Raw genomic sequence first — 25,134 nt, 5'->3', positions numbered from 1 at the left:
GGTTCGACGACCTGCGCGCCGAGGTGGGCGACTTTCGGGCCGGCGACGTCATCTGCGACGAAAGGCGTAGAACACGTGAACCGCGCCTCTACAATCGGACATGCTGCGCTGCATATCATCTTTGTGCGATGCATAAGTATTATCTTCTTGTCTTCATGTCAGACATGGAATACTCCTGATCGCCGACAAAGAGAAGAGGGAGCGACGATGTCGCGCGAAGACCCCATCCTGGTCGGTGGTCGAGATCTCGGAGCCCAGGTGGCCGAACGCCTGGCCGCGGACCTCTTTTCCGGACGCGTCAAGCCGGGCGACTTCCTGCCGAAGGAGGTCGAGTTGACCGAGACCTTCGGCGTCAGCCGTGCCTCGATCCGGGCGGGCCTGCAGATCCTGGTGGCGCTCGGCATCGTCCGCCGCTTCGCCGGTCAGGGCACGGTGGTCGCGGAATATTGCGACTGGAACATGCTCGACCCCCAGGTGACGCGGTGGCTGGTCGACCACGCCGATCCGAACATCGACTTCCTCACCGAAATCCTCGAGTTCCGCTACGCGGCCGAGCCCTACATCTCGGCGATCGCCGCCGAGCGTGCGAGCGCGCGCGACCTCATGGCGATGGAGGAGGCGCACAAGGCGATGGCGGCGGCGGTCGATCCGCTCGACGGTCAGGTCGCCGATCAAGACGTCTTCGACGACGCCGACGTCGCCTTCCACGCCGCGATCTACCGGGCCACCCACAACATCGTGTGGGCGCAGCTCTCCCACATCCTGAGCCCGGCGATCCGTCTCGTCATCCGCCGCACCAACGCGACCGCCGACGAGTTGCGGGACACGCTGGAGCGTCATCGCCTGTTGATGGAGTGCATTCGCCTGCGGCGGCCGAGAGAGGCCTTCGACGCGGCGATCCACGTCATGAATCGCACCGCCGTCGACCTCGGCTCGTCGGGGCGGCAGACCCATCGGGACCTGATCGACCTCATGAGGCGGCAGGTCGAAGCGGATCTCAGATCCGCGCCGTGAGCGGGGCGGCGGAACGAGAGCGCCGCCGTCCGAACCGCAGCTCTCCAACGAAGTCAGGGAGTCGTCACATGATCGGAAACTTCTTGAAGCGCCTGGCGGGCGCCGGGTTGGGCTTTGCCCTCATGACCGGCGCGGCGCTGGCCGCGGACTATCAGTGGACGTTCCAGACGTCCGAGACGGCCGGTGAGCCCACGTTCAAGTACAAGCAGGAATGGGCCCAGAACATCGCGACGATGTCGAACGGGCGCATCAAGATCGAAATCCTGCCCACCGGCGCCGTGGTTCCCCACAACCAGACCCTCGACGCGGTCGGCTCGGGCATTCTCCAGGGCCATCTGACCGACCCGAGCTACTTCTCGGGCATCAATCCGGCCTTCTCGATGCTCGGCAATCTGGTCGGCGCGTGGTCCGATCCGCTGCAGTTCCTCGAATACATGAAGGTCGGCGGCGGCGAGCAGCTCTACAACGAGCTGGTCGAGCCCTACGGCCTGCATCTGATCGGCGCCGCCGCGACCGGCCTGGAATCGCTGCCGTCGAAGAAGCCGCTGCGCACCGTCGCCGACATGAAGGGTCTGAAGATCCGCGCCCCCGAAGGCATGGTCTACGACATCTTCGCCAAGGCCGGCGCCGCTCCGGTCAATCTGCCGGGCTCGGAGGTCTACACCTCGCTCGAGAAGGGCGTCATCGACGCCGCCGACTACACCGTCTTCGCCACCAACCAGGCCCAGGGCCTGCACAAGTTCGCGAAATTCCCGTCCTACCCCGGCTTCCACTCGCTGCCGATGGTCGACGTGTCGATCAACAAGAAGATCTGGGACGGCCTGCCGCCCGATCTCAAGGCGATCCTCGTCACCGCCACCGACAAGCTCGCCTATGATCTCGTCTTCCGTCTGAAGAAGCTGGATCTGGCCGCCGTCGCCGAGGCCAAGAAGGATCCGACCATCGAGATCATCGACATGGCTCCGGACGAGCGCCGCAAGTTCCGCCAGATCGCGCAGCAGGAATGGCGGAACTGGGCGAAGCGCAACGCCATGACCGAGAAGATCTACACCTCGGTCACGACCTTCCTCGCCGAGCGCAACCTGCTCTGACGAAGGTTTCGCCCCGGCCCCGCGCCGGGGCGGCCTCTCTGCCGAACCACGAAGACCGAAAACCCTTCGCGCCCTCTCGGGAGGAGCCACGCCCATGTCCGCCCAAAACTCGGACGCCGACGCCACCGTCGCCCTCGAGCACGCCACCGACGGCCACATCGCCAATCCCTTCGACGCCGCCATCGACTGGTGCGGCAAGGGCATCTCCTGGTTGGTCTTCGTGTCGATGCTGATCAGCGTCGGCGAGGTCGTGTCGCGCTACGTCTTCGACAGCCCGACCTCCTGGGTCCACGAGACCACCGTCTTTCTGATCGCCATCATGTTCTGCGTCGGCGGCCCGGTGGCGCTCGCCCGCGACAAGCACATCCGCGTGCGGGTGATCTACGATCAGGTCTCACCGCGCGTCCGGCGCTGGCTCGACGTGCTCAACGCTTTGATCGCGCTCGGCTTCTGCGGCGGGATGAGTTGGGCGGCCTACACGCTCTTCTGGCGGTCGTCGCACGATCCCTCCGGGGCGTGGACCCTCGAGCGGTCCGGCACCAGCTGGAACCCGCCGTTCCCGACGCTCACCAAGGGCATCATCCTCGCCGCGCTGGTGATCATGACCGTCCAGATCGTGCTGCATCTCGTCCAGGCGCTCATCGCCGTGACGCGGCGTGAGGAGGTGTGATCATGTCCGGTCTCGGTCTTCAGGCCCTCGGCATCGAATGGGGCACCTATGTGCTCGTCGGCAGCATCTTCCTGCTGCTCCTCACCGGCCTGCCGCTCGCCTTCGTCACCGGACTGGTGGCGCTCGGCTTCACCGTCGGCTGGTTCGGCCCCAACGCCATTCCCCTGGTGATCAGCCGCGTCTACGGCTTCGTCACGGAATATTCCCTGGTCGCGGTGCCGATGTTCGTCTTCATGGCGTCGCTGCTCGACAGATCGGGTATCGCCAAGGATCTCTTCGGAGGCATGCGGGTGCTCGCCGGCCGGATGCCCGGCGGCGTCGCCATCCAGACGCTGGTGGTCGCCTTCTTCCTGGCGACCATGTCCGGCATCATCGGCGGCGAGATCGTGCTGCTCGGCATCCTCGCCCTGCCGCAGATGCTGCGCCTCGGCTACGATCGCAAGATCTCGATCGGCGTGGTGTGCGCCGGCGGCTCGCTCGGCACGATGATCCCGCCGTCGATCGTCCTGATCATCTACGGCCTGATCGCCTCGGTCTCGATCGCCGATCTCTTCACCGCCGCCTTCACGCCCGGCACCATCCTGATGCTGCTCTACGTCGGCTACGTGCTGGTGCGCTGCATCCGCGATCCCTCGCTCGCCCCGGCGATGCCGCCGGTGCCGCCGGAGGAGCGCAAGACGCAGCGGCGCGACGCGATCCGCTCGGTCCTGATGCCGGCGATGATCGCGCTGATGGTGCTCGGCACGATCTATACCGGCGTCGCCAGCGTCACCGAGGCGGCCTCGATGGGCGTCGCCGGCGTGCTCGTCGCCACCCTGATTCGGCGCGAACTCTCCCTCCGCCTGATCCACGAAGCCTGCATGCAGACGATCACCACCTGCGGCATGATCGTGTGGATCGGCATCGGCGCGGCGACGCTGGTCGGCGTCTACAATCTGATGGGCGGCAACCGTTTCGTCTCGCAGACGATCCTGTCGATCGACGCGGATCCGATCTACATCATCATGGTGATGCAGCTGATCCTGATCGTGCTCGGCATGTTCCTCGACTGGATCGGCATCGCCATGCTGACCCTGCCGATCTTCGTCCCGATCGTCCAGCAGCTCGGCTACAGCCCGATCTGGTTCGGCATCCTGTTCTGCGTGAACATGCAGGTGAGCTTCCTCAGCCCGCCGTTCGGCCCGGCCGCCTTCTATCTGAAGGGCGTCGCGCCGCCGGAGATCACGCTCAAGGACATCTTCTCCTCGCTGCTGCCCTTCATCGTGATGCAGTTGATCGTCCTCGCCCTGATCCTCTTCTTCCCCGACATCGCCATGTGGCCGCTGAAGCTGTGAGCGGGCACCCGGGAGACATTCCATGAAGATCACCCACATCAAGACCTGGCAGGTGCCGCCGCGCTGGCTGTTCCTCAAGATCGAGACCGACGAGGGCATCTCCGGCTGGGGCGAGCCGGTGATGGAGGGGCGCGCCGCCACCGTCGAGGCGGCCGTCCAGGAGTTCGCCGACGTGTTGATCGGGCGCGACCCGCGCCGGATCGAGGACATCTGGCAGACGCTCTATCGCGGCACCTTCTATCGTGGCGGCCCGATCCTGATGTCGGCGATCGCCGGCATCGATCAGGCGCTGTGGGACATCAAGGGCAAGGCGCTCGGGGTGCCGGTCCACGAGCTCCTCGGCGGCGCCGTGCGCGACAAGATGCGGATGTACTGCTGGATCGGCGGCGATCGGCCCGCCGACGTCGGCCGGCAGGCGCGCGAGGTCGTCGCCAAGGGCTTCACCGCCTTCAAGATGAACGGGACGCCGGAACTCGCCATCGTCGACAGCCACGCCAAGATCGACGACGCGGTCGCCCGCGTCGCCGAGGCGCGCGAGGCGGTCGGGCGCGACGTCGGCATCGCCATCGACTTCCACGGCCGGGTGCACCGGCCGATGGCCAAGGTGCTCCTGCGCGAGTTGGAGCCGTTCCATCCGATGTTCGTCGAGGAGCCGGTGCTGCCGGAGCATCTCCACTGCCTGCCGCAGATCGCCTCGGGCCTCGGCTATCCGATCGCGACCGGCGAGCGGCTCTTCAACCGCTCCGCCTTCCGCGACATTCTGGAGGCGCGGATGGTCGACATCGTCCAGCCCGACGTCAGCCATTGCGGCGGTCTCACCGAGGCGCGCAAGATCGCAACCCTCGCCGAGACCTACGACGTCGCGCTGGCGCCGCACTGCCCGCTCGGGCCGCTGACGCTCGCCACCTCGCTCCACCTGGATTTCGTCTCGCACAACGCCTTCATCCAGGAACAGAGCATGGGCATCCACTACAACCGCGACAACGACGTGCTCGACTATCTGGTCGATCCGGCCCCGCTCGCCATCGTCGACGGCTACCTGCCGCTGCTCGATCGCCCCGGGCTCGGCGTCGAGATCGACGAGGCCTTCGTCGAGGAGCGGGCGAAGGTGGGGCACCGCTGGCGCAACCCCAATTGGCGCCACGCCGACGGCAGCGTCGCCGAATGGTGAGGCGCGAGCCCCGCCCCTCCCCCGTCTCCCCCTCCCGCCTCGGAGATCCCGCCATGTTCCCCCGTCCGCCCGTCTTCGCCGAGGCCTTCGCCGCGATGCCCCTGGTCGCGGTCCTGCGCGGCATCACGCCCGACGCGGTCCTCCCGGTCGCCGACGCCCTGGTCGACGCCGGGTTCCGTCTGATCGAGGTGCCGCTCAACAGCCCCTCCGCCTTCGAGAGCATCGCCCGGCTCGTCGCCCATTGCCCGGCCGGCGTCGCGGTCGGCGCCGGCACGGTGCTGAAGCCGCAGGAGGCCGAGCGCCTCGCCTCGCTCCATGCCGAACTCTTGGTGACGCCCAACACCGATCCGGCGGTGATCGCCGCCGGGGCGCGGCTCGGGCTGACGCCGCTGATCGGCTGCATGACGCCGAGCGAGGCGCTCGCCGCGGTCGCCCATGGCGCCGCCGGGCTGAAGCTCTTCCCGGCGGCGCGGCTCGGACCCGCCTATCTCAAGGATCTGCGCGCGGTCCTGCCGGCGCGGACGAAGGTGCTCGCGGTCGGCGGCATCGGCCTTCCCGAAATGGAGGCCTATGCGCGGGCCGGGTTCGACGGCTTCGGATTCGGGTCGAACCTCTATGCGCCCGGCCGTTCGGCCGCCGAGGTCGGGGCGGCGGCGCGCGATCTCGTCGCCGAATGGCGGCGTCTTGCGGGAGCGTGAGATGAGCGAGCGACGCCTGATCGTCGTCGACTGGGGCACCACGTCCTTCCGCGCCCGGCTGATCGAAGCCGACGGGACGATCGTCGACGAGATCACCTCCGGGCGCGGCATGCGCGATCTCGAACGTTCGGCCTTCGCCGCCTATTGCGCCGAGCGGACCGCCGCGTGGCGCGACGAGACCCCGCCGCCGCCGATCTACATGGCCGGCATGGTCGGCGCGCCGCAGGGCTGGACTCCGGCGCCGCAGCCGCCGCTGCCGCTCGGTCCCGCCGATCTCGCTCGGCTGGTGGTTCCCGCCGACGGGCTCGCCGACGCCTGGATCGTGCCCGGCGCGCGGTTCGAGGCGCCCGACGGCACCGTCGACGTCATGCGCGGCGAGGAGGTGCAGATCTTCGGGGCGCTCGCCCTCACGTCACGCGAGGACGCGGTCCTGTGCCTGCCCGGCACCCACAGCAAATGGGCGCGGGCGCGCGGCGGACGGCTCGAGAGTTTCACCACCTTCATGACCGGCGAGGTCTATCAGGTGATGCTCGACCACAGCATCCTCGCCAAGACCGCCGAGGCGGGCGCGCCCTTCGACGAAGCCGCCTTCACCGCCGGGCTCGAGGCGAGCGCGGCGAGCGTCAGCCTTCTCCACACGCTGTTCCTCACACGCAGTCTCACGCTCTGGGACCGGCTCGAGGCGCGGACGAGCGCCTCCTTCCTCTCCGGCGTGCTGATCGGCGAGGAGGTGCGGGCGGCGCGTGGCGTCGTGGAGGCCGGCGACGGCCCGGTGCTGGTGGTCGCGGGCGAGGCCCTGCGCCGGCCCTACGACATCGCGCTCGGCCACGTGGGGCTCTCCCACGCCTTCGTCCCGGCGATGGACGCCTCGCTGCACGGCATCCGCGCCCTCATCGGCGCGTGAGCCGCGGCGCCCGTGCCGCGCGGCGGCCCTTCGCCGGTGACGGCCGGCGCGATGGCTTCGACGCCCACGAGAAAGAGCCGGCCGCCCCTCCCCGGGATGTGGAGGGACGGCCGGCGAAACCACGCGCCGAGACGGATGGCGGGTTCAGGCGCGCGGTGGGACCGGCTTGTTGAGATCGGGGAAGGCGCGGATCGGGTCGCGGCCGTCCCAGCCGACGCTCGAGTCACGGATGAGGTCGAACAGGGCGCCCTTGGGGCCGTTGACCTCGGAGAGCTCGATGACCGTGCCGGGATGGCCCGCGTCGGTCTCGAAATAGACGTAGCGGCCGCCGGCGCCGACCTGACCGCCCATGCCGACCTTCAGGCCCGCCTTCTCGGCGATCGCCATGTGCTCGTCGAAGGTGGTGGTCCAGTAGGCGAAGTGCTGGGCGCCGAGGTGGCCGGCCTTCAGGAAGTCGAGATACATCGACGGGGCGTCGTTGCGCTGCTGGACCAGCTCCATCTGGATGAAGCCGGAATTGGCCAGCGCCACCGACCGCTCGATCGGCGAGGGCCGCCCGCGATAGGTGAAGTCGCGATCGACGATGCGCTCGGCATAGAACCACGGCCCGATGCCGAGGGTCTCCGTCCAGTGCCGCATCGCCGCCTCGATGTCCTCGACGACATAGCCGATCTGGCGGATCTCACCGAACAACCTGCTCATGACCGCTCTCCCTGTGATGGCGTGTCGCAGGGGTTCTAACAAATCGAACACCGATAGACAACACAAATCACATGAGTTATGTTACAAACGATCACGATAAATCAAAAATGGGAGTGAATGACCGATGTCTGCCATCACCCGCCGGACCGTGCTCGAGGCCGCCCTCCTGGCCGGCCCCCTCAGTCTCGCCATGCCTCACGTGCGCTCCCGCGCCGCCGCGAAGTTCGTCTACAAGTACGGGAACAATCTGCCGCTGACCCACCCGCTGAACATTCGGGCGGCCGAGGCGGCCGCGAAGATCAAGGCCGCGACCAACGGCGACCTCGACATCCGGATCTTCCCCTCCAATCAGCTCGGCGGCGACACCGACATGCTGAATCAGGTGCGGTCCGGGGCGATCGACTTCTTCACCCCCTCCGCCCTGGTGATCGCCACCCTGGTGCCCGCCGCGCCGATCAACGCGGTCGGCTTCGCCTTCTCCGGCTACGACAAGGTGTGGGCGGCGATGGACGGCGATCTCGGCGGCTTCATCGGCGCGGAGATCGAGAAGGTCGGCCTGCACATGATGCGCACGGTGTGGGACAACGGCTTCCGCCAGTTGACCACCTCGGGCAAGCCGGTCGCCACCCCCGAGGATCTCGCCGGCATCAAGATCCGCGTGCCGGTCAGCCAATTGTCGATCAGCCTGTTCCAGGCGCTCGGCGCGGCGCCGACCTCGATGCAGTTCTCCGAAGTCTATACCGCGCTCCAGACCAAGGTCGTCGACGCGCAGGAGAACCCGCTGCCGATCATCCAGACGGCCAAGCTCTACGAAGTCCAGAAATACGGGATGCTGACCAACCACATCTGGGACGGCTACCTGTTCGTCGCCTCCGGCAAGACCTGGTATCGTCTGCCCGAGGACATGCGCAAGATCGCCGAGACCGCCCTCAACGAGGCGGGCGTGGCGCAGCGCGAGGACATCGCCAAGCTGAACGCCTCGCTCCAGTCGGAGCTCGAGGGCAAGGGCATGGTCTTCAGCCGGCCCGACCCCGCGCCGTTCCGCGAGGTTCTGAAGAAGGCCGGATTCTATGTCCAGTGGCGCGAGAAATTCGGCGAGGACGCCTGGGTCCGTCTCGAGAAATACGTCGGAAAGCTCGGGTGATGCCATGACCACGACCTCGCCGGACCTGGTTTCCGGCGGGTTCGCCTCCGTGAAGGCCGCCTGCGGGCGCCTCGAACGCGGCATCGCTCTGGTGACGGAAGTCCCCGGCGCGATCCTCGTGGTGGTCGAGGTGCTGGTTCTCTTCGCGGGCGTGACCTTCCGCTACGGTCTTCATCGGCCGTTGGTGTGGTCGGACGAACTCGCCTCCATTCTGTTCCTGTGGCTGTGCATGCTCGGCGCCGTCGTCGCCCAACATCGCGGCGGCCACATGCGCCTGACGCTGATCGCGCGCCTCCTGCCCGAGACCTGGGCGGCGCGGATCGAGACCGTCTCCTCCGCCGCGGTGATCCTGTTCCTGGGGCTCCTCATTCCCCCGGCCTATGAACACGCGGTCGATCAGATGATGATCACCACGCCGGCCCTGCAACTCCCCGACACGGTGCGCTCGGCGGCGATCCTCACCGGCGTCTGCCTGATGCTGGCGGTCGCGCTGCTGCAACTGGTACAGCGGGCGCGCCTCCTCGACGTCGTCGCGTCCGTCGTCCTCTTCGCCGTCGTCGGCGGGCTCGTCACGGTGTTCCTGCCCCAGCTCCAGGACATGGAGAACTGGAACCTCCTGGTCTTCTTCGGCATCGGCGTCACCGCGCTGGTGCTGGGGGGCGCGCCGATCGCCTTCGCCTTCGGGCTGGCGACGGTGCTCTATCTCACCTTCATGACCTACATGCCGATGAGCATCGTGATCAGCCGCATGGACGAGGGCATGTCGACCTTCGTGCTGCTGTCGATCCCGCTGTTCGTCCTACTCGGCCTCCTGATCGAGGTCACCGGGCTCGCCGCCGCGCTGGTCAACCTGCTGGTCTCCCTGGTCGGTCACTTCAAGGGTGGGCTCTCCTACGTGCTGATCGGGGCGATGTATCTGGTCTCCGGCATTTCCGGCTCGAAGGCCGCCGACATGGCGGCGATCGCGCCGGTTCTGCTGCCGGAGATGCAGCGGCGCGGCAAGGATCCGGGCGAATTGATCGGCCTCCTGTCGTCGTCGGCCGCCATGGCCGAGACGATCCCGCCATCGATCGTGCTGATCACCGTCGGCTCGGTCACGGGCGTGTCGATCGCGGCGCTCTTCACCGGCGGTCTGCTGCCGGCGGCGGTGGGCGCGCTCGGACTGGTCTTCGTCGCCTTCCTGCGGTCGCGCGGCGAGGACACCACCGGCGCCAAGCGCGCCTCGTGGGACCAGATTCGTTCATCCCTGCTCGCGTCGATCCCGGCGCTGCTCCTGCTCGCCCTGATCCGTTGGGCGGTGGTCTCCGGCGTCGCCACGGCGACGGAGGTCTCGACGATCGGCGTGGTCTACACGGTGGCGGTGGCGGTGCTGGTGTTCCGGCGCTTCCCACTCGACCGGGTGTGGCCGATGCTGTGCGACACGCTGGCTCTGTCGGGGGCGATCATGATCATCCTCGGCTGCGCCACCGCCATGGCCTGGGCCCTGACCCAATCGGGCTTCTCCCAGCAGCTCGCCCACGCGATGACGCTGATGCCCGGGGGCGCCACCGGCTTCGTGATCCTGTCGATCGTCGTCTTCGCGGTGCTCGGCTCGGTCCTCGAAGGCATCCCGGCGATCGTCGTCTTCGCGCCGCTGCTGTTCCCGATCGCCAAGGAACTCGGCATCGAGCCGATCCACTACGCGATCATGATGGTGCTCTCGATGAGCCTCGGGCTCTTCACCCCGCCGCTCGGCATCGGCTTCTACCAAGCCTGCGCCATCGGCCGCGTCGAGCCGGACAAGGCGATGCACGCGATCTGGCCCTACATGGCGGCGCTCCTCACCGCCGCGGCCGTGGTCGCCGCCGTGCCCTGGCTGAGCAATCCGCACTTCTGAGGTCCTTCCCCTCCGACGGACGGATCTGCCCGAAAGCCCCGCGATTCCCCTGGGAGTCGCGGGGTTTTTCGCCATCCACGGCCGATGTCGGCGAGGCCGCCGCCACGCGGGAGACGAAGAGGCCCGGGAGAGCGGCGCTCTCCCGGGCCTCGGAACTTCGATGTCGCGTGGGCTTCAGGCGGCGACGGGACGGCGGCGGAAGCCGGCGGTCTCGATCGCCTCGTCGACCGAGACGCCGTCGTGGACGAGAGCGCGGCAGGCCTTCATCACCGCCAGCGGCTCCTCCGCCTGGAAGATGGCGCGGCCGAAGAGGATGCCGGCGGCGCCGGCCGACACGATCGCATGGACGAGATCGAGGGTGCCGCGATCGGAGCCGCTGCCGGGTCCGCCGGCGAGCATCACCGGCAGCGGCGTCTCGGCGACGATGCGGCGCAGGGCGGCCTCGCTGCCGGGCCAGTCGGTCTTGACCACGTCGGCGCCCATCTCCATGCCGACGCGGACGTGGAAGCGGACGAAGTCGCCGTCGTTGACGTCGCCGGCGAGGGCGCCGCGCGCGCCCATGGTCTCGACGATGTGGACCATGCCGGCCTCGCGGGCGGCGGCATTGACGAGGGCATTGTCGCGGAACGCGGCGGTCTCGAGATCGGGATCGTTGTGGGCGACGAAGAGATAGGTGATCACCGCCTCGGCGCCGAGACGGACCGCGTCCTCGACCGAGGCGACGAGACGGGTGTGGCCGTCGGCATAGGCGAGCGGCCCGCCCTCGCGCCACATGGTGGTCTGGTCGAGGCGCAGGATCAGCGAGGGGCCGCCGTTGTCGACCAGGCGCCGGCCGTAGCGCATGGCCGAGCCGAGCGGCAGGATCACCGCGTCGACGCCGGCCTCGGCCATGTCGTCGAGCATCGCCTCGGGCGTGTCGAGCCCGCGCAACGCCCCGAGCTGGAGGGCGTGGTCGAAGGCGACGCAGAAGCCCTTCCGGGCCGGCGACGCGAGAATACGGGAGAGGCGGATCTTCTTACCCAGAGCCTGCGACATGATCGAACTTTCCCCTCACACGAGGTCGAAGGTGATCCCGGCCTGACGGAGGCGCCGAACCGTCGTCTCGTCGAGACCACGGTCGATGAAGATGCGCTGGAACTCCGGGAGGTCGGCGAAATGGTTGAGAGCACGCGTGGAAAACTTGCCGGCGGTGAGCATCAGGACGGAGCGCTCGGCCGCCGCCATCAGCGAACGCTTCATCCGCACGACTTCCTGATCCTGATGGTAGAGCGCGGTGCCGATGGCGGCGGAGGCCGACAGGAAGGCCCAATCGGCGCGAAGCCGCGACAGGGTCTGTTCGCAGATGAGCCCGTAGAAGCCCTGGAGCGTATCGGAATAGTTGCCGCCGGTCAGGATCAGCTGGACGTTGGTGAGCGAGCGCAGCCGCTCGCACACCGCGAGCGAATTGGAGATCACCGTCACGTGCTCGATCGTCTCCAGCTCGTCGCAGATGGCGAGCGTCGTCGTGGAATCGTCGAGCATGATCACGTTGCCGGGCTCGATCAGGGCGCGGGCGGCGCGGGCGAGCGCGCGCTTTTCCGCCTGTTCCATCTGCTCGCGGTAGTGGAAGTTGCTCTCGAACAGGAGCGAGCTCTCGGCGGTGGCGCTGCCGCGATCCTTGCGCAGCAGGCCCCGGCTCTCGAGCAGGTCGAGATCGCGATGGATGGTCATGCGGCTGACGGCGAGCCGTTCGGCGAGGGCGTCGACCTGCACCGTCTTCTCGTTCTGCACCAGGGCGACGATCGCGCGGCGGCGTTCTTCGGGCTTCATGCTCTGCTCCAGCGAAGGAAGGGCGAGGGATCGGCACGGCTCGAGACGGGGCGACGGCCGTGGCGCCGGCCCCGCGCGATCGCGTCGATCATCCCTTTCCGGTGGTAGCGTGTCATCTCTCAGCCCTCAATGGCCGGCCATGACGCGGGCGAAATAGTCGGGGCCGCCGACCTGTCCGCCCTTGAGCGAGATCTCGACGCCGTCGACGCGCCCGTCGGGCGCGGCGATGCGGCAGAGCGGCGCGCCGGGCACCAGCGGGCCGGCGACCTCGAGCGTCTCGACGCCCATGGCCGAGACGGCGTGACTGGCGCTGTCGCCGCCGGCGAGCACGACGCGGCGGGTGTCGGTGGCGGCGACCGCGTCGCGCAACACCCGGCCGAGCGCGCCGCCGAGGACGGCGGAACTGTCGAAATTGCCGAGACCGCGCCGCTCCAGCGCCGCCCTGGTCGGGGCGAGGCGCGGGTCGGAGGGGCCGCGCGCGGTATGGACCACCACGCCGGGGCGCTCGGACAGCGCCCGCCGGATCTCCTCGACCAGCACGCCGTGGAAGGCGCTCTCGTCGCCGGAGACGGCGGCGACGGTGTCGAGCGGCAGGATGGCGAAACCGTTGGCCTCGGCCCAGGCGATCTGGCCCTCGGTGACCGGCGAGCAACTGCCGCACACCGCGATCAGGCGATCGACCGGCCCTCGCGCCACGGGCGGCGGCGCGAGCGGCAGCACGCCGGTGCGGGTCAGATGATCGACGAGGGCATATTCGACGCCGGAGGAGCCGACGACGAAGGCCGGGGCGCGGGCGCCGTGTTCGGCCAGGAGCCGACCGGCGATGGTGGTGGTCGCCGCGTCGAACGTGTCGAGGACGACGACGTCGGCGCGTTCGGTGAGGGCGGCGAGCGCGGCGGAGGCGTCGGGCGCGGTCATCGCGCGGAAATCGAAGCCCTCGATGCGCGCCTCGGTCTGGCGGCCGAGATGGGCGCGCAGGTCGGCGTCGTGCATCGGCGTCACCGGGTGACGGCTCATGGTCGGGTGGCGATCGATGCGGAAGATCTCACGCCCGCCGGAAATGCTGACGGCGGCGAAGAGATTGGCGAAGATCACGTAACGCTCGTGGCGGGTGACGCCGACGACGCAGAGGACGGCCGGGCCGAAGAGACGTCGGCCGATGTCGGCGGCGCGGCCGATGCTGCCGACGTCGGGGGCCGAATCGAAGGTCGAACAGGTCTTGTAATGGGTGAGCGGGGCGCCGAGGGCGCGCAACTTCGCAAAGACCGCCGGCAGTTCGGCGTCCATCCACGCCGGCGAGCGGCTGCGGCTGGTGCCGGCGACGCCGATCGCGGCGAGGCCGGGATGACGGGCGAGATCGGCCGGCGACGGCGGCTCGAGGAACAGTTTGGCGGGAACGCCGGCCATCGCCAGCGCCTCCAGAGAATCGGTCGAGCCGGTGAAGTCGTCGCCATAGAAGGTGATCAGCGGCGCGGGCGCCGCGGCGGTCGGATCGGTCATGGTCTGCGCCTCGTCGTGCGTCGCCCCCGAAGCCGGGGATCGACGGCGATTGCACATTCATACCATCGACAATGATTGTTTGGAACAAAAAACATGTGATAATGTGACCGTATGTCACTCGATATGTGCGAGGGGCGGCGAGAAGGATCGAGATTCATGAACAGGATCGGCATCACCATGGGCGACCCGGCGGGAATCGGGCCGGAGGTGGTCTGCAAGGCGTTGGCGGCGATGAGCCCGGCCGAGCGGGCGGGATGCGTGGTCGTCGGCGACCCCGTCTTCATGACCCGGGCGCGCGATCTGATCGGCGCGGACTTCGCCTTCGTCGAGGTCGCCGACGCCGCCGAGGTGCCGACGGGCGGGGTGGCGCTGCTCGCCGTCGAGGCCCCCAATCGCGACACGATCCTTCCCGGGCGGCTCTCGGCCGACGCCGGCGAGGCGGGCAAGCGCTGCGTCGAGCTGGCGGTCCGCCTCGCGCTCGCCGGCGCGATCGACGTGATCTGCACCGCCTCGATCAACAAGGCCGCGCTCCGGATGGCCGGCTACGCGCTCAACGGTCACGCCGGGCTGCTCTCGCACTTCACCGGGGTGAAGAAGAACTACGCGGTGCTGGCGAGCCCGCAGTTTTCGGTGATCCACGTCTCGACCCACGTTTCGCTGCATCAGGCGGCCGACCTCTGCCGGACGCCCCTGATCCTCGAGACGATCCGCGCGGCGGACGCGCACATGCGCACCACCGGCCTGACGCGGCCGCGCATCGCCGTCGCCGGGCTCAATCCCCATTGCGGCGAGGGCGGGCTCTACGGTTCGGAGGACGACGACTTCGTCGGCCCGGCGGTGGCGGCGGCCCGCGCCGAGGGGCTCGACGCGACCGGGCCGGTGCCGGGCGACGTGGTGTTCCAGCAGGCGATCGACGGGCGCTACGACATCGTCGTCGCGCAATATCACGACCAGGGCCACATCCCGGCCAAGCTGATCGGCGGCCACGACTGCGTCAACGTCACCGCCGGCCTGCCGGTGCTGCGGACCTCGGTCGACCACGGCACCGCCTTCGACATCGCCTGGACCGGCGTCGCCGACCCGAGCAACATGAGGGCGGCGATCGCCATGGCGCGGCGGATGAAGCCGCTCCCCTCCCCCGCTCCGGCGGCGTGAGGATCGCGGCGCGACGCCGCTCCTCTCGGCCCCGCCGGAGAGCGGCGGGGCGCGCGCGCCTTCACAATGGATGATGGCAGGCGACGGAGCGGGCCTCACCCAGCGTCCGCAACTCCGGCTTCTCGGTGCGGCAGCGTTCGGTCGCGCCGGGGCAGCGCGGGTGGAAATGGCATCCCGGCGGCGGCGCCGTCGGCGAGGGCGGCTCGCCGTCCTGGAAGGTCATGGCGACGGCGACGGCCGGATCCGGCTCGGGCGAGGAGATCTTGAGGAGCCGCGTATAGGGATGGAGCGGCTCGACGAAGATCTCCGGCACCGGGCCGACCTCGACCACCCGGCCGAGATACATGACGACGACGCGATCGCAGAAGAAGCGGACGACGCCGAGATCGTGCGAGATGAAGACGAAGGCGAGGTTGTGCTCGGCGCGGATCCGGCGCAGCAGCTCGAGGATCTGGGCCTGGACCGAGACGTCGAGCGCGGAGACCGGCTCGTCGGCGAAGATCAGATCCGGCTTCAGGGCGAGCGCGCGGGCGATGCCGATGCGCTGGCGCTGGCCGCCGGAGAATTCGTGCGGATAGCGATCGAGGGCGCTGCGCGGCAGGCCGACCTCGTCGAGGAGCCGGGCGACCTCGTCGCGCACCGTCGAACGGTCGGCGAGGCCGTGGACCTTCAGCGGTTCGCCGAGGGCGTCGACGATGCGCTGGCGCCCGTCGAGCGAGGAGGCGGGGTCCTGGAAGACCATCTGCATGCGCCGACGCAAGCCGCGCATGTCGAGCCGCGAGGCCTCGAGCACGTCGGCCCCGTCGAAGCCGACCGAGCCGCCGTCGGCTTCCATCAGGCGGAGCGCGACGCGGGCGACGGTCGACTTGCCGCAACCGCTCTCGCCGACCACGCCGACCACCTCGCCGCGCCCGACCGTGAAGGAGACGCCGTCGAGCGCCTTCACATGGGTGACCTTGGGGATCGGCCAGCCCTTGCGAGTGGTGAAGACCTTGCGCAGGTCGCGGATGTCCAAAAGAGGGGTGGCGTTCATCACTCGCTCCTCGCCCAGCAGCGAACCTTGTGTTCGGGATCGCCGCCGACCGGCGTCATCTCGGGCAACCGATCGCAGATCTCCTGCCGCAGGGGGCAGCGCGACTGGAACCGGCAGCCGGACGGCATTTCGGTGAGGGGCGGAACCTGACCGGGAATCGGCTTCAGCTGGCCGTCGCCCTCGATGCGCGGCATGGCGGCGAGCAGCGCCTGCGAATAGGGATGGGTCGGCCGGTCGAAGAAGGCCTTCACCGGGGCACTCTCCACCACGTCGCCGCCGTACATCACCATGACCCGATCGGCGACCGAGGCGACCACGCCGAGATTGTGGGTGATGAGCAGAACGGCGAGGCCCTCGCGCTTCTGAAGATCGGCGACGAGCGCCAGAACCTGAGCCTGGATGGTGACGTCGAGGGCGGTCGTCGGCTCGTCGGCGATCAGCACCGACGGCCGGCAGGCGAGCGCCAGCGCGATCATCACGCGCTGACGCATGCCGCCGGAGAACTGATGCGGATAGGCGTCGAGCCGCTCCGCCGCCGCCGGCACCCGCACCAACTCGAGCAATTCGCGGGCGCGTTCGCGGGCCGCCTTCTTCGACAGGCCGTGATGGCGCATCAGGGCCTCGCCGACCTGGAAGCCGATCGGCAGGACCGGATTGAGCGAGGTCATCGGCTCCTGGAAGATCATGCCGATGCGATCGCCGCGCAGATCCTCGCGGGTCTTCTCGGAGGCGGCGACCATGTCGACGCCCTCGACCAGGATGCGGCCGGAGGTGACCGAGGCGATCGGCGGCAAGAGGCCGGTCACCGACAGGGCCGTCATCGACTTGCCGCAACCGCTCTCGCCGACCAGGGCGAGGGTTTCCTCGGCGCGGATCTCGAAGGAGATGTCGCGCACGACATGGTGGAGGCGGCCGTCGAGGCGGATCGAGGTGGTGAGCCCCTCGACCACCAGGGGGGGAGGTGTCGCGGTCATTGCGGGGCCCTCGGGTCGGAGGCGTCGCGCAGGCCGTCGCCGATCAGGTTGAGACCGATCATCACGGCGAGGATGGCGAGGCTGGGGAAGACGGCGAGCCAGGGGCCGTCGAGCAGATTGTCGAAACCCTCGCGGACGATGCCGCCCCAGGTGGCGGTCGGCGGCGGCACCGAGAGGCCGATGAAGGCGAGGGTCGATTCGGTGCGGATGGCGGCGGCGAGCCACAGCGAGGCCATCACCACCAGTTCGTCGAGGATGTTCGGCAGCACATGCAGGAACATGATGCGCAGGTCGGAATAGCCGAGCGAGCGGCAGGCATCGACGAAGTCGCGCTCGCGCATCGCCAGCGTCGAGCCGCGCGCCAGCCGCACGAAGGCGGGCACCGCCGTCACCGCGATGGCGATCACCAGATTGGTGAGCGAGGCGCCGAGCACCGCGACCAGGAGGAGGCCCATGATCAGCTGCGGAAAGCTCAGAAGCACGTCGGTCGCCGCGACCACGAGGCGATCGATCACCCCGCCGTAGTAGCCGGCGACGACGCCGATGACCGTGCCGATCACCACGCCGACGGCGGTGGCGAGGAAGCCGACGGTGAGCGAGATCCGCGCGCCCCAGAGGATGCGCGAGAAGACGTCGCGGCCGAAGGCGTCGGTGCCGAAGAGATGGGTCGTATCGGGCGGCGAGAGAACGAGCATGACGTCCTGCGCGTCCGGATCGAAGGGCGAGGCCCAGGGCGCGATCAGGGCGGCGACGATCATCACCACCACGACGACGAAGCCGAAGGCGAGACCGGGCGAGCGCAGGGCGCGCGAGGCCACGGTGTTGCGGCGGGCGGAGGAGGAGGCGCTCATGAGGTCTTCACCCGCGGGTCGACCAGACCGTAGGTGAGGTCGGTCAGGATGTTGGCGAGAACGATGGCGAAGGCGGTGATCACCATCAGGCCCTGGAGCAGCGTGTAGTCGCGCTGATTGAGGGCGGTGACGATCAGCTTGCCGATGCCGGGGCGGTTGAAGACGATCTCGGTCAGGACGGCGTTGCCGATGAGGACGCCGAGATAGAGCCCGACCACGGTGACGATCGGCACCAGGACGTTCGGGAAGGCATGACGCCACACCACCAGCCGGCGCCCGAGGCCCTTCGACCGGGCGGTGCGGACGTAGTCCTCGCCGAGCGCCTTGAGCATGCCGGAGCGGGTGACGCGGGTGACGTAGGCGACCATCAGGAGACCGAGGTTGATCGCCGGCAGCACCAGGGCGCGGAGGCGTTCGATCGGGTCGGCGGTGTTGGCGGTGGAGATCACCGGGAACCAGCGCAATTCGACCGAGAAGACCATCAGCAGCAGGATGCCGGAGACGAAGGCCGGGAAGGAGACGCCGGCGAGGGAGAAGATGCGGGCGAACCAGTCGGCGAAGCCGTCGCGCCGTTCGGCGGCGAGAACGCCGAGGGGAATGCCGATCACCGCGCCGACCAGGAGCGAGGCGAGCGTCAGCTCGATGGTGAAGGGCAGCACCGACAGGACGTCGTCGACGATCGGCCGGTTGGTGGCGAGCGAGCGGCCGAGATCGCCGTGCAGCACCTGCCACAGGAAGTCGAAATATTGCGACAGGATCGGCTTGGCGAGGCCGAGCTTCTCGCGCAGCGCCTCGCGCGCGGCCTCACTCGCCTGATCGCCGAGGATGATGATGGTCGGATCGCCCGGGACCACCCGGATGAGGACGAAGACCGTGGTCAGCACCGCCCACAAGGTCGGTATGGCGACGAGCAGTCGTTTGATCACGAACCGAAACATGGCTCACCCCGCAGGAGAGGAAGGAGGGGGCGCGGCGGCGGACCGTCGCGCCCTGCGGCTTCTCGTCGAGGAGGAGACGTGGCGCGCCGAGACGCGCCACGACACTCACTTCTTGTTGGTCAGCTCGGTGACGACCGGGCCGAGATGGATCGCGCCCTGGAACTCGTACCCGTAGTCGACGTTGGTCTTGCGGGCCCACACCTGGAGCTGCTCGTAGAGCGGAACGGCGCAGACGTCGTCGATGACCTTGGCCTGAGCGACCTTCCACAGGTCCTTCTGCTTCGCGGCATCGGGCTCGATGGCGGCGGCGTCGATCTCCTTGTCGGCGACGGCGCAGTGCGAGAAGTTGGTCACCGCGGTCGGGGTGCCGACGGTCGCGGCGGAGTGGAAGAACTGGCGCAGATAGACGTCGGCGACGGGGAAGCGGGCGGCGGCGTAGTAGACCGCGCCGGATTCGTCCTTGCGGATGCGGGCGTGGAAGGTCTGATGATCGACCACCTCGAGCTGCAGGTCGATACCGGCCTTCTTGAGCTGGCTCTGCACGATCTGCATCGAGTTGAGCATGGTCGGCAGGCTGGTCTGGATCACCTTGATGGTGACCCCGTTCGGGTAGCCGGCCTCGGCGAGCAGGGCCTTGGCCTTGGCGATGTCGTGGGGATAGAGCTTGGCCTGCTCGTCGGTGCCGAGATAACCCGACGGCACCACCGAGATGGCGGGAACCGCCGTGGAGGCGCCCTTGAAGCCGGCGATCTGGGCGCGATCGACCGCATAGGCGACGGCCTGACGGACGCGCTTGTCGTCGAGCGGCTTCATCGTCGTGTTGAGATGCAGGATCGACAGTTCGGCCGGCTTGACCACCTCGACGACGGTGTTCGGCTCCTTGGAGAAGCGCTCGACCCAGCGCTGGTCCTGGCGGCCGTAGACGATGTCGAGTTCACCCGACGAGAAGGCGAGATCGCGCGAGGCGTCGGCCGGGATGAAGCGATAGACGATCTTGTCGATCTTCGGCACGCCGCGGAAATAGGCGGGATTGGCGGCGAAGGTCAGGCTCTCGTTCGACTTGTAGTCGACCACCTGGAAGGGGCCGGTGCCGACCGGCTTGGTGCGGAAGTCGGCGCCGAGGGCCTCGGCCGCCTTCTTGGAGACGATGTTGCCGCCGTGATAGTTGGCGACGAGACCGAGCAGGGCCGGGATCGGCTTCTTCAGCACGATCTTGACGGTATAGGGATCCACCGCCTCGATGCTCTCCATCACCGAATAGTCGGCGGCGAAGGAGGAGGTCTTGCTGTCGCCGGCGCGCTTCAGCGAATAGACGACGTCTTCGGCGGTCATCTCGCCCCAGTCGCCGTGGAACTTCACGCCCTTGCGCAGATGGAAGATCCAGGTCTTGCCGTCGGCGGACTTCTCCCAGCTCTCGGCGAGATCCGGCTCGAGCGCCTCGAGGCTGGCGGAACCGGGCTTGAAGCGGACGAGGCCGTTGAACATCCACGACACCACCGGCTTGTCCTGGGTGGAGGTGGCGCGGTGGGGATCGATCTGGCCGATGTCGGCGGCGGCCATGCCGACGTTGAGCACGGTCTCGGCCCGGGCGGTGGCGATCGGCGCCAGCAGCAGGGCGGCGGCGGCGAACAAGTATCGCTTCATCGTCATTTCCTCTCGTCTCGATCGCACCAACCGGATCGGCCGGGCGTTGGGGTCGTCTCGGGGGGGCGGGCCTCCCGAGGGCGTCAATGCTCGGTGTGGGTGCTCCCGCCGACGGGAGCGTCTGCCGGCGCGGCGGAGGCGAGCCCGTCGAACCGATCGATGGCGAAGGGCTCGATCGGCGAGGGCGTCGCCCCGTCGACCAGCAGTTCGCAGATGATTTCGCCGATCACCGGACCGAGCTGGAAGCCATGGCCGGAGAAGCCGAAGGCGTGGACCAGATCGGGCGTGGTGCGCGACGGGCCGATCACCGGGATGGCGTCGGGCATCTGCCCGTCGACGCCGCTCCAGGTGCGGATCACCCGGGCGTGGGCGAGGCCCGGCACCACCTGCAGGGTGCGTTTCATGCCGCCGAGCGACTCGGCGTCGTTCGGGCGGGCGAGGCCGCGCTCGTGATCCTGCCAACCGCCGCCGCCGCCGAAGACGACGTTGCCGCGCCGGACCTGGCGGACGTAGACGTCGCCGCCGCAGACCCCGATCGAGCGCGAGACGAAATAGGGCATGGGCTCGGTCACCAGCATGTTCGGCGACAGCGGCGTCAGCGGCACCGCCTCGCCGAAGCTCGCCGCGACCAGTCCGCTGCCGGCGCCGGCGGCATTGACCAGACGGCGGGCGCGGACCTCGAGGCCGGGCGCGGTGACGACGAAGCCCGAGCCGGTGTGCGCGACCGCCTCGACCGGCGTGTGCTCGCGCACCTCGGCGCCCATACGGCGGGCGAGGCGGGCGAAGGCAGGGCCGACGACGCGCGGATTGGCCTGACCGTCGGTCGGCGACAACGAGGCGCCGAGCACCTTCTCGCCGAGCCAGGGCAGTTCGGCGTGGACGGCATCGGCGCCCATCATGGTGAGCTCGAGACCACACGCGGCGGCGTCGATCCGGTAGCGCTCGAGAAACTCGAGGTCGGCCTCGGAACGGGCGAGCTTGATGTGGCCGGTCGCCTCGAATTCGACGTCCTCGCCGAGGAGCGCGTTGAGCCCGTCCCACAGCGGCCGGGCGCGGCGCGACAGCGGCAGCTCGCGCAGATCGCGGCCCTGTTGGCGAACGCCGCCGAAATTGACGCCGCTGGCACCGGCGCCGCAGCGGCGCTTCTCGAGCACGGCGACGGTGAGGCCGTGCCGGCGCAGGGCGACGGCGGCGGCGCAGGCGGCGGTGCCGCCCCCGACGATCGCCACGTCGACGTCGAGACGCTCCCCCATCACAGTCCCCCCTCGATCGGGATCGGCTTGACCGGCGGATTGCCGCGCAGGCGACCGACCGTCTCCACCGGAACGCCCCGGCTCCGCGCCAGGATCTCGGCCGCCGCCTGACCACAGACGCGACCCTGACAACGGCCCATGCCGGTGCGGGTCAGCGCCTTCAGGCGGTTGATCTCGTCGACGTCGCGCTCCCGCGCGGCGGCGCGCACCGCTCCCACCGTGATCCCCTCGCAGCGGCACAGCGTCTCCGTATCGGCGAGATCGTCGAGGAGATGGCCCGGGAAGGGATAGGCGGCCTCGAGGGCCCGGCGGAACCGGCGATGACGCGCCAGTTCCCGGTCCAGCCGATCGATCCGAGCGGCATCGGCCGGGCGGCCATGGTCGGCGAGCAGAGTGAGCGCGGCGCGCGCGCCGGTCAACTCCGCGACGTCGGCGCCACCGATCGCGGCGCCGTCGCCGGCGAGATAGACGTCCACGACCGAGGACCGCCCCTCGGGCGAGCGCTCGGGCTGCCACTGCCGGGTGAGATCGTCGAAGACGATGCGGCAACCGGCGAGATCGGCGAGCTGGATCTCGCTGCGCAGGCCGAAGGAGGCGCCGACCGCGTCGCAGGCGACGCGATGCTCGCGGCCGCGCGCGTCGGTCCACACCACCGCCTCGACCCGATCGGTTCCTTCGACCCGGAGCCGGCGCGCGCCGAAGCGCATCGGCACGCCGCCGAGGACGTTGCGGGCCATGTACCAGAGCCCCTTGGCGAGGGTCGCCGGCGCATTGAGGAGGCCGAAGCCGTGGATCACCTTGGGCAGGAAGGCGGTGACGTCGAGAGCGAGGACGACCTCGGCGCCGGCCTTGCGATATTGATGGGCGACCAGCGGCAGCAGCGGACCGGCGCCGATGAGCGCGACGCGGCGGCCGATCGCCACCCCTTGCGCCTTCAGCGCGATCTGCGCGGCGCCGAGGGTGAAGACGCCGGGCAAGGTCCAGCCGGGGAAGGGCAGCACGCGATCCATGGCGCCGGTGGCGAGGATCATCGCGTCGACCTCGAGCGCGTCGAAGCGCTCGTCGGCGAGGAGCCGCAGGCGCTTTCCCTCGATCGACCAGACCAGCGTGTTCGGCCGGTAACGAACGCGGTCGCCGAGGCGATCGAGCAGGCCGTGCAGGGCGGTGGCCTTGGCCGCCTCGAAGCCGTAGAGATCGGCGGCGGGGCGCTCGGCGCCGGGCGGCGGACGGCGATAGATCTGGCCGCCGGAGCGCGGCGCCTCGTCGATCAGGACCGGATTGAGTCCGCCGGCGACGAGCACCTCGACGGCGCGCAGGCCGGCCGGGCCGGCGCCGACCACCGCGACGTGGGGAAGCTTCGCCACGCTCATGCCCGCGCCCTCCCCTCGACGAGGACGTGCATGCCCTCCTCGAGCAGGGTGGAACAGGCGCGGAGCCGGCGGCCGTCGGCGAGATCGACCCAGCAGTCCTGGCAGGCGCCCATCAGGCAGAAGCCGGAGCGGGTGGTCTCGGCGAATTCGAACCGGCGCAGATCGGGACGGGCGAGCAGGATCGCGGTGAGGAGATGATCCCCCGCCCGCCCCTCGGCCGGAACGCCGTCGATCTCGAAACGAAGGACCGGGCCCGTCCGCTCGACGAGACGGTGGAAGAGGCCGGGCCGGGGGGTGGGGTTCGGGGTCACAGCATGTGCTCGTAGCGGCAGTTGACGAGGAGTTCGGCGACGCCGGCGGTGTTGGGCAGCTCGATCACCGTGGCGACGAGGCGGCCGAGATCGGCGGGATCGGTCATCGCCTCTGCAGGCAGATCGGTGACGTGGGCGGTCAGGTCGGTGGCGACGAAGCCGGGGCAGAGCGCGGTGGCGCGGATGCCGTGCTCCCAGCCGTGGCGCCGCACCGAATGAGTCAGGGCGACGACGGCGTGTTTGGCCATCTGGTAGCCGGTGTTGAGGCCCATCACGCGCTTGCCGGAGAGCGAGGCGACGGTGACGACCCGGCCCTCGCCGGCGGTCTTCAGGGCCGGGAAGGCGGCGCGGATCAGCAGGAAGGGCGCCTTGACGTCGATCTCCCAGAGCCGATCCAGCTCGGCGAGATCGCCGCTCTCGAGACCGACGAAGGGGGCGATGCCGGCATTGGCGACGAGACCGTCGATGCGGCCGAAGCGGGCGAGCGTCGCCGCGACCCAGGCGTCGGGGGACGCGGGATCGGCGGCCTCGTAGGCATGGATCAGGAGATCGTCGGCGTCGGGGCCGAAGACGGCGCGCACCGCGGCGGGATCGCGGACGCCGAGCGACAGACGATGGCCGCGCGCGCGCAACTCGTGCGCGACGGCCGCGCCGATGCCGCGTGAAGCGCCTGAAATCATGACGACTTTTGCTGCAGTGCCCATAAGGTCCTCATGCCCATCCGATGACCAATCACGCGGGGGCGAGGGGCGAATGTCAATCTCGATTCTTGCCATTTGAAAAATTGGTCGTCATATTTTTATTAGACGATATTTATCGGTTCATAACGGAGCCCAGATTTCGAATGAAGAAACGCAGCGACGAAGCCGACGCCCCGACCAGTCTCCAGCGCGGGCTGCGCCTGCTGCGCCATCTCGGCGAGGCGACGGCGGGCGGCATGCGGCTCTCCGATCTCGCCGCCCAGGCGGGCGAGACCGAAGCGACCACGCATCGCCTGCTGAAATCGCTGATCGCGGAGGAGTTCGTGACCCGCACGGCCGATCGCCGCTACCGGCTGGCGCTCGACTTCTTCGCGCTCGCGGCACGGGTCGAGACCTCGGACAATCTGCGCGACACGTGCCGGCCGCATCTCATCCATCTGTGCGCGGCGCTCGGCGAGACCGTGTTCCTGCTGGTGCGGACCGGGTTCAACGCGGTCTGCCTCGACCGGGCGAACGGACCCATCCCGATCCGCTCCTTCACCGACGACATCGGCGGGCGCATCCCGCTCGGCATCGGTCAGGGCTCGCTGGTCATCCTCGCCTTTCTGCCGCCGGGCGAGCGCGAGGAGGTGATCCGCTTCAACCTGCCGCGGCTGATCGACATGTCGCCGATCGACGAGGTGTTCCTGCGCACCGAGATCGAAAAGGCGCAGCGCCTCGGCTTCTCCGCGTCGGAGACGGGCGTTCTGCCGGGCATGACCGGGGTCGCGGTGCCGATCTTCGACACCAACGGCAACGTCGTCGCGGCGCTGTCGATCGGCACGCTGAGCGAGCGCCTGACGCCGGAGCGCAAGGCGGCGGTGATCGACTGTCTGCGCCGCGAGGCCGAGGCGATCGGCCGCCGCGTGTCGCCGTTCGATCCGGCGCTGCGGCGGCCGGCGCGGTGGCTCGGCGGCGTCGAGGCGCCGCGCGGGTGACCCCCGCGCGGGCG

24 protein-coding genes are annotated in these 25,134 nt (G+C 69.2%); 11 read left to right on the top strand and 13 right to left on the bottom strand.

Annotation, left to right across the window (positions count from 1 at the left end):
* Window positions 1–207: 207 nt before the first annotated feature.
* The 7 genes from J3S89_RS17355 (at window position 208) to J3S89_RS17325 (ending at window position 6,882) form a co-directional block, all read left to right on the top strand.
* Complete coding sequence (locus tag J3S89_RS17355) at window positions 208–1,014, top strand: FadR/GntR family transcriptional regulator (RefSeq protein WP_217929075.1); 807 nt, start codon at window positions 208–210, stop codon at window positions 1,012–1,014.
* A gap of 68 nt (window positions 1,015–1,082) precedes the next feature.
* Complete coding sequence (locus J3S89_RS17350; protein WP_217929074.1) at window positions 1,083–2,105, top strand: TRAP transporter substrate-binding protein; 1,023 nt, start codon at window positions 1,083–1,085, stop codon at window positions 2,103–2,105.
* 94 nt (window positions 2,106–2,199) lie between these two features.
* Window positions 2,200–2,775 (top strand): TRAP transporter small permease subunit, encoded by a 576-nt coding sequence (locus tag J3S89_RS17345; RefSeq protein WP_217929073.1) that lies wholly within the window; start codon window positions 2,200–2,202, stop codon window positions 2,773–2,775.
* A 2-nt stretch (window positions 2,776–2,777) separates the two neighbouring features.
* Window positions 2,778–4,109: a TRAP transporter large permease gene (locus J3S89_RS17340; RefSeq protein ID WP_217929072.1), complete on the top strand. Its 1,332-nt coding sequence runs from the start codon at window positions 2,778–2,780 to the stop codon at window positions 4,107–4,109.
* Window positions 4,110–4,131: 22 nt separating this feature from the next.
* Window positions 4,132–5,280 carry a galactonate dehydratase gene (gene dgoD, locus J3S89_RS17335; RefSeq protein ID WP_217929071.1) on the top strand — a complete coding sequence of 383 codons (1,149 nt, stop codon included), beginning with the start codon at window positions 4,132–4,134 and terminating at the stop codon, window positions 5,278–5,280.
* Window positions 5,281–5,333: 53 nt separating this feature from the next.
* A complete protein-coding gene (locus J3S89_RS17330) occupies window positions 5,334–5,978 on the top strand; it encodes a 2-dehydro-3-deoxy-6-phosphogalactonate aldolase (RefSeq protein ID WP_217929069.1) in 645 nt (214 codons plus the stop codon).
* Between the two features lies 1 nt (window position 5,979).
* On the top strand, window positions 5,980–6,882 hold the full coding sequence (locus J3S89_RS17325) for a 2-dehydro-3-deoxygalactonokinase (protein WP_217929067.1): 903 nt from the start codon (window positions 5,980–5,982) through the stop codon (window positions 6,880–6,882).
* A 144-nt stretch (window positions 6,883–7,026) separates the two neighbouring features.
* Here J3S89_RS17325 and J3S89_RS17320 read toward each other — a convergent pair whose 3' ends face one another.
* Window positions 7,027–7,584, bottom strand: a complete 558-nt coding sequence (locus J3S89_RS17320) for a VOC family protein (RefSeq protein WP_217929066.1) — start codon at window positions 7,582–7,584, stop codon at window positions 7,027–7,029.
* A gap of 124 nt (window positions 7,585–7,708) precedes the next feature.
* On the opposite strand from J3S89_RS17320, the gene J3S89_RS17315 reads away from it, so the two are divergent.
* Window positions 7,709–8,728 (top strand): TRAP transporter substrate-binding protein, encoded by a 1,020-nt coding sequence (locus J3S89_RS17315; protein WP_217929065.1) that lies wholly within the window; start codon window positions 7,709–7,711, stop codon window positions 8,726–8,728.
* Between the two features lie 4 nt (window positions 8,729–8,732).
* Entirely contained in the window at window positions 8,733–10,604 is a 1,872-nt protein-coding gene (locus J3S89_RS17310; RefSeq protein ID WP_217929064.1) for a TRAP transporter large permease, read from the top strand.
* A 174-nt stretch (window positions 10,605–10,778) separates the two neighbouring features.
* Here the strand turns inward: J3S89_RS17310 and J3S89_RS17305 are convergent, their stop codons facing one another.
* The 3 genes from J3S89_RS17305 to J3S89_RS17295 all read right to left on the bottom strand — a co-directional run bounded on the left by J3S89_RS17305 (window position 10,779) and on the right by J3S89_RS17295 (window position 13,913).
* Window positions 10,779–11,639, bottom strand: coding sequence for a class I fructose-bisphosphate aldolase (locus J3S89_RS17305; protein WP_217929063.1), 861 nt, complete (start codon window positions 11,637–11,639; stop codon window positions 10,779–10,781).
* A gap of 15 nt (window positions 11,640–11,654) precedes the next feature.
* Window positions 11,655–12,413, bottom strand: a complete 759-nt coding sequence (locus J3S89_RS17300) for a DeoR/GlpR family DNA-binding transcription regulator (RefSeq protein ID WP_217929062.1) — start codon at window positions 12,411–12,413, stop codon at window positions 11,655–11,657.
* 126 nt (window positions 12,414–12,539) lie between these two features.
* On the bottom strand, window positions 12,540–13,913 hold the full coding sequence (locus J3S89_RS17295) for a four-carbon acid sugar kinase family protein (RefSeq protein ID WP_217929061.1): 1,374 nt from the start codon (window positions 13,911–13,913) through the stop codon (window positions 12,540–12,542).
* Between the two features lie 156 nt (window positions 13,914–14,069).
* On the opposite strand from J3S89_RS17295, the gene pdxA reads away from it, so the two are divergent.
* Window positions 14,070–15,068 carry a 4-hydroxythreonine-4-phosphate dehydrogenase PdxA gene (gene pdxA, locus J3S89_RS17290; RefSeq protein ID WP_217929060.1) on the top strand — a complete coding sequence of 333 codons (999 nt, stop codon included), beginning with the start codon at window positions 14,070–14,072 and terminating at the stop codon, window positions 15,066–15,068.
* A gap of 61 nt (window positions 15,069–15,129) precedes the next feature.
* Here the strand turns inward: pdxA and J3S89_RS17285 are convergent, their stop codons facing one another.
* From J3S89_RS17285 to J3S89_RS17245, 9 genes are all read right to left on the bottom strand, one after another.
* On the bottom strand, window positions 15,130–16,101 hold the full coding sequence (locus tag J3S89_RS17285) for an ABC transporter ATP-binding protein (RefSeq protein ID WP_217929059.1): 972 nt from the start codon (window positions 16,099–16,101) through the stop codon (window positions 15,130–15,132).
* On the bottom strand, window positions 16,101–17,075 hold the full coding sequence (locus tag J3S89_RS17280) for an ABC transporter ATP-binding protein (RefSeq protein ID WP_217929057.1): 975 nt from the start codon (window positions 17,073–17,075) through the stop codon (window positions 16,101–16,103). Before J3S89_RS17280 ends, J3S89_RS17285 begins: the two co-directional genes overlap by 1 nt.
* The gene (locus J3S89_RS17275) at window positions 17,072–17,926 is read right to left on the bottom strand and encodes an ABC transporter permease (protein ID WP_217929055.1); all 855 of its coding nucleotides are present in this window, start codon (window positions 17,924–17,926) and stop codon (window positions 17,072–17,074) included. The genes J3S89_RS17280 and J3S89_RS17275 overlap by 4 nt, the downstream gene beginning before the upstream one ends.
* A complete protein-coding gene (locus tag J3S89_RS17270) occupies window positions 17,923–18,864 on the bottom strand; it encodes an ABC transporter permease (RefSeq protein ID WP_217929053.1) in 942 nt (313 codons plus the stop codon). Before J3S89_RS17270 ends, J3S89_RS17275 begins: the two co-directional genes overlap by 4 nt.
* A 105-nt stretch (window positions 18,865–18,969) precedes the next feature.
* Window positions 18,970–20,508 carry an ABC transporter substrate-binding protein gene (locus tag J3S89_RS17265; RefSeq protein ID WP_217929051.1) on the bottom strand — a complete coding sequence of 513 codons (1,539 nt, stop codon included), beginning with the start codon at window positions 20,506–20,508 and terminating at the stop codon, window positions 18,970–18,972.
* A gap of 83 nt (window positions 20,509–20,591) precedes the next feature.
* Window positions 20,592–21,761 (bottom strand): NAD(P)/FAD-dependent oxidoreductase, encoded by a 1,170-nt coding sequence (locus J3S89_RS17260; protein WP_217929049.1) that lies wholly within the window; start codon window positions 21,759–21,761, stop codon window positions 20,592–20,594.
* Window positions 21,761–23,125, bottom strand: a complete 1,365-nt coding sequence (locus J3S89_RS17255) for an FAD/NAD(P)-dependent oxidoreductase (protein ID WP_217929200.1) — start codon at window positions 23,123–23,125, stop codon at window positions 21,761–21,763. Before J3S89_RS17255 ends, J3S89_RS17260 begins: the two co-directional genes overlap by 1 nt.
* Before the next feature lie 2 nt (window positions 23,126–23,127).
* Complete coding sequence (locus J3S89_RS17250) at window positions 23,128–23,442, bottom strand: (2Fe-2S)-binding protein (protein WP_217929047.1); 315 nt, start codon at window positions 23,440–23,442, stop codon at window positions 23,128–23,130.
* On the bottom strand, window positions 23,439–24,122 hold the full coding sequence (locus J3S89_RS17245; RefSeq protein WP_217929046.1) for an SDR family NAD(P)-dependent oxidoreductase: 684 nt from the start codon (window positions 24,120–24,122) through the stop codon (window positions 23,439–23,441). Before J3S89_RS17245 ends, J3S89_RS17250 begins: the two co-directional genes overlap by 4 nt.
* Window positions 24,123–24,286: 164 nt before the next feature.
* Between J3S89_RS17245 and J3S89_RS17240 the strand changes: the two genes are divergently transcribed.
* A complete protein-coding gene (locus J3S89_RS17240; protein ID WP_217929045.1) occupies window positions 24,287–25,120 on the top strand; it encodes an IclR family transcriptional regulator in 834 nt (277 codons plus the stop codon).
* Window positions 25,121–25,134: the final 14 nt, after the last annotated feature.

It is taken from the genome of Pinisolibacter aquiterrae, assembly GCF_019160155.1.
Lineage (GTDB): Bacteria > Pseudomonadota > Alphaproteobacteria > Rhizobiales > Ancalomicrobiaceae > Pinisolibacter > Pinisolibacter aquiterrae.
This window is presented reverse-complemented; position numbering and strand designations above follow the sequence as displayed.

Bases quoted from the DNA above. Each gene is read 5' to 3' on its own strand.
- J3S89_RS17355 (WP_217929075.1), top strand. From the start codon at position 208: ATGTCGCGCGAAGACCCCATCCTGGTCGGTGGTCGAGATCTCGGAGCC.
- J3S89_RS17350 (WP_217929074.1), top strand. From the start codon at position 1,083: ATGATCGGAAACTTCTTGAAGCGCCTGGCGGGCGCCGGGTTGGGCTTT.
- J3S89_RS17345 (WP_217929073.1), top strand. From the start codon at position 2,200: ATGTCCGCCCAAAACTCGGACGCCGACGCCACCGTCGCCCTCGAGCAC.
- J3S89_RS17340 (WP_217929072.1), top strand. From the start codon at position 2,778: ATGTCCGGTCTCGGTCTTCAGGCCCTCGGCATCGAATGGGGCACCTAT.
- dgoD (WP_217929071.1), top strand. From the start codon at position 4,132: ATGAAGATCACCCACATCAAGACCTGGCAGGTGCCGCCGCGCTGGCTG.
- J3S89_RS17330 (WP_217929069.1), top strand. From the start codon at position 5,334: ATGTTCCCCCGTCCGCCCGTCTTCGCCGAGGCCTTCGCCGCGATGCCC.
- J3S89_RS17325 (WP_217929067.1), top strand. From the start codon at position 5,980: ATGAGCGAGCGACGCCTGATCGTCGTCGACTGGGGCACCACGTCCTTC.
- J3S89_RS17320 (WP_217929066.1), bottom strand. From the start codon at position 7,584: ATGAGCAGGTTGTTCGGTGAGATCCGCCAGATCGGCTATGTCGTCGAG.
- J3S89_RS17315 (WP_217929065.1), top strand. From the start codon at position 7,709: ATGTCTGCCATCACCCGCCGGACCGTGCTCGAGGCCGCCCTCCTGGCC.
- J3S89_RS17310 (WP_217929064.1), top strand. From the start codon at position 8,733: ATGACCACGACCTCGCCGGACCTGGTTTCCGGCGGGTTCGCCTCCGTG.
- J3S89_RS17305 (WP_217929063.1), bottom strand. From the start codon at position 11,639: ATGTCGCAGGCTCTGGGTAAGAAGATCCGCCTCTCCCGTATTCTCGCG.
- J3S89_RS17300 (WP_217929062.1), bottom strand. From the start codon at position 12,413: ATGAAGCCCGAAGAACGCCGCCGCGCGATCGTCGCCCTGGTGCAGAAC.
- J3S89_RS17295 (WP_217929061.1), bottom strand. From the start codon at position 13,913: ATGACCGATCCGACCGCCGCGGCGCCCGCGCCGCTGATCACCTTCTAT.
- pdxA (WP_217929060.1), top strand. From the start codon at position 14,070: ATGAACAGGATCGGCATCACCATGGGCGACCCGGCGGGAATCGGGCCG.
- J3S89_RS17285 (WP_217929059.1), bottom strand. From the start codon at position 16,101: ATGAACGCCACCCCTCTTTTGGACATCCGCGACCTGCGCAAGGTCTTC.
- J3S89_RS17280 (WP_217929057.1), bottom strand. From the start codon at position 17,075: ATGACCGCGACACCTCCCCCCCTGGTGGTCGAGGGGCTCACCACCTCG.
- J3S89_RS17275 (WP_217929055.1), bottom strand. From the start codon at position 17,926: ATGAGCGCCTCCTCCTCCGCCCGCCGCAACACCGTGGCCTCGCGCGCC.
- J3S89_RS17270 (WP_217929053.1), bottom strand. From the start codon at position 18,864: ATGTTTCGGTTCGTGATCAAACGACTGCTCGTCGCCATACCGACCTTG.
- J3S89_RS17265 (WP_217929051.1), bottom strand. From the start codon at position 20,508: ATGAAGCGATACTTGTTCGCCGCCGCCGCCCTGCTGCTGGCGCCGATC.
- J3S89_RS17260 (WP_217929049.1), bottom strand. From the start codon at position 21,761: ATGGGGGAGCGTCTCGACGTCGACGTGGCGATCGTCGGGGGCGGCACC.
- J3S89_RS17245 (WP_217929046.1), bottom strand. From the start codon at position 24,122: ATGATTTCAGGCGCTTCACGCGGCATCGGCGCGGCCGTCGCGCACGAG.
- J3S89_RS17240 (WP_217929045.1), top strand. From the start codon at position 24,287: ATGAAGAAACGCAGCGACGAAGCCGACGCCCCGACCAGTCTCCAGCGC.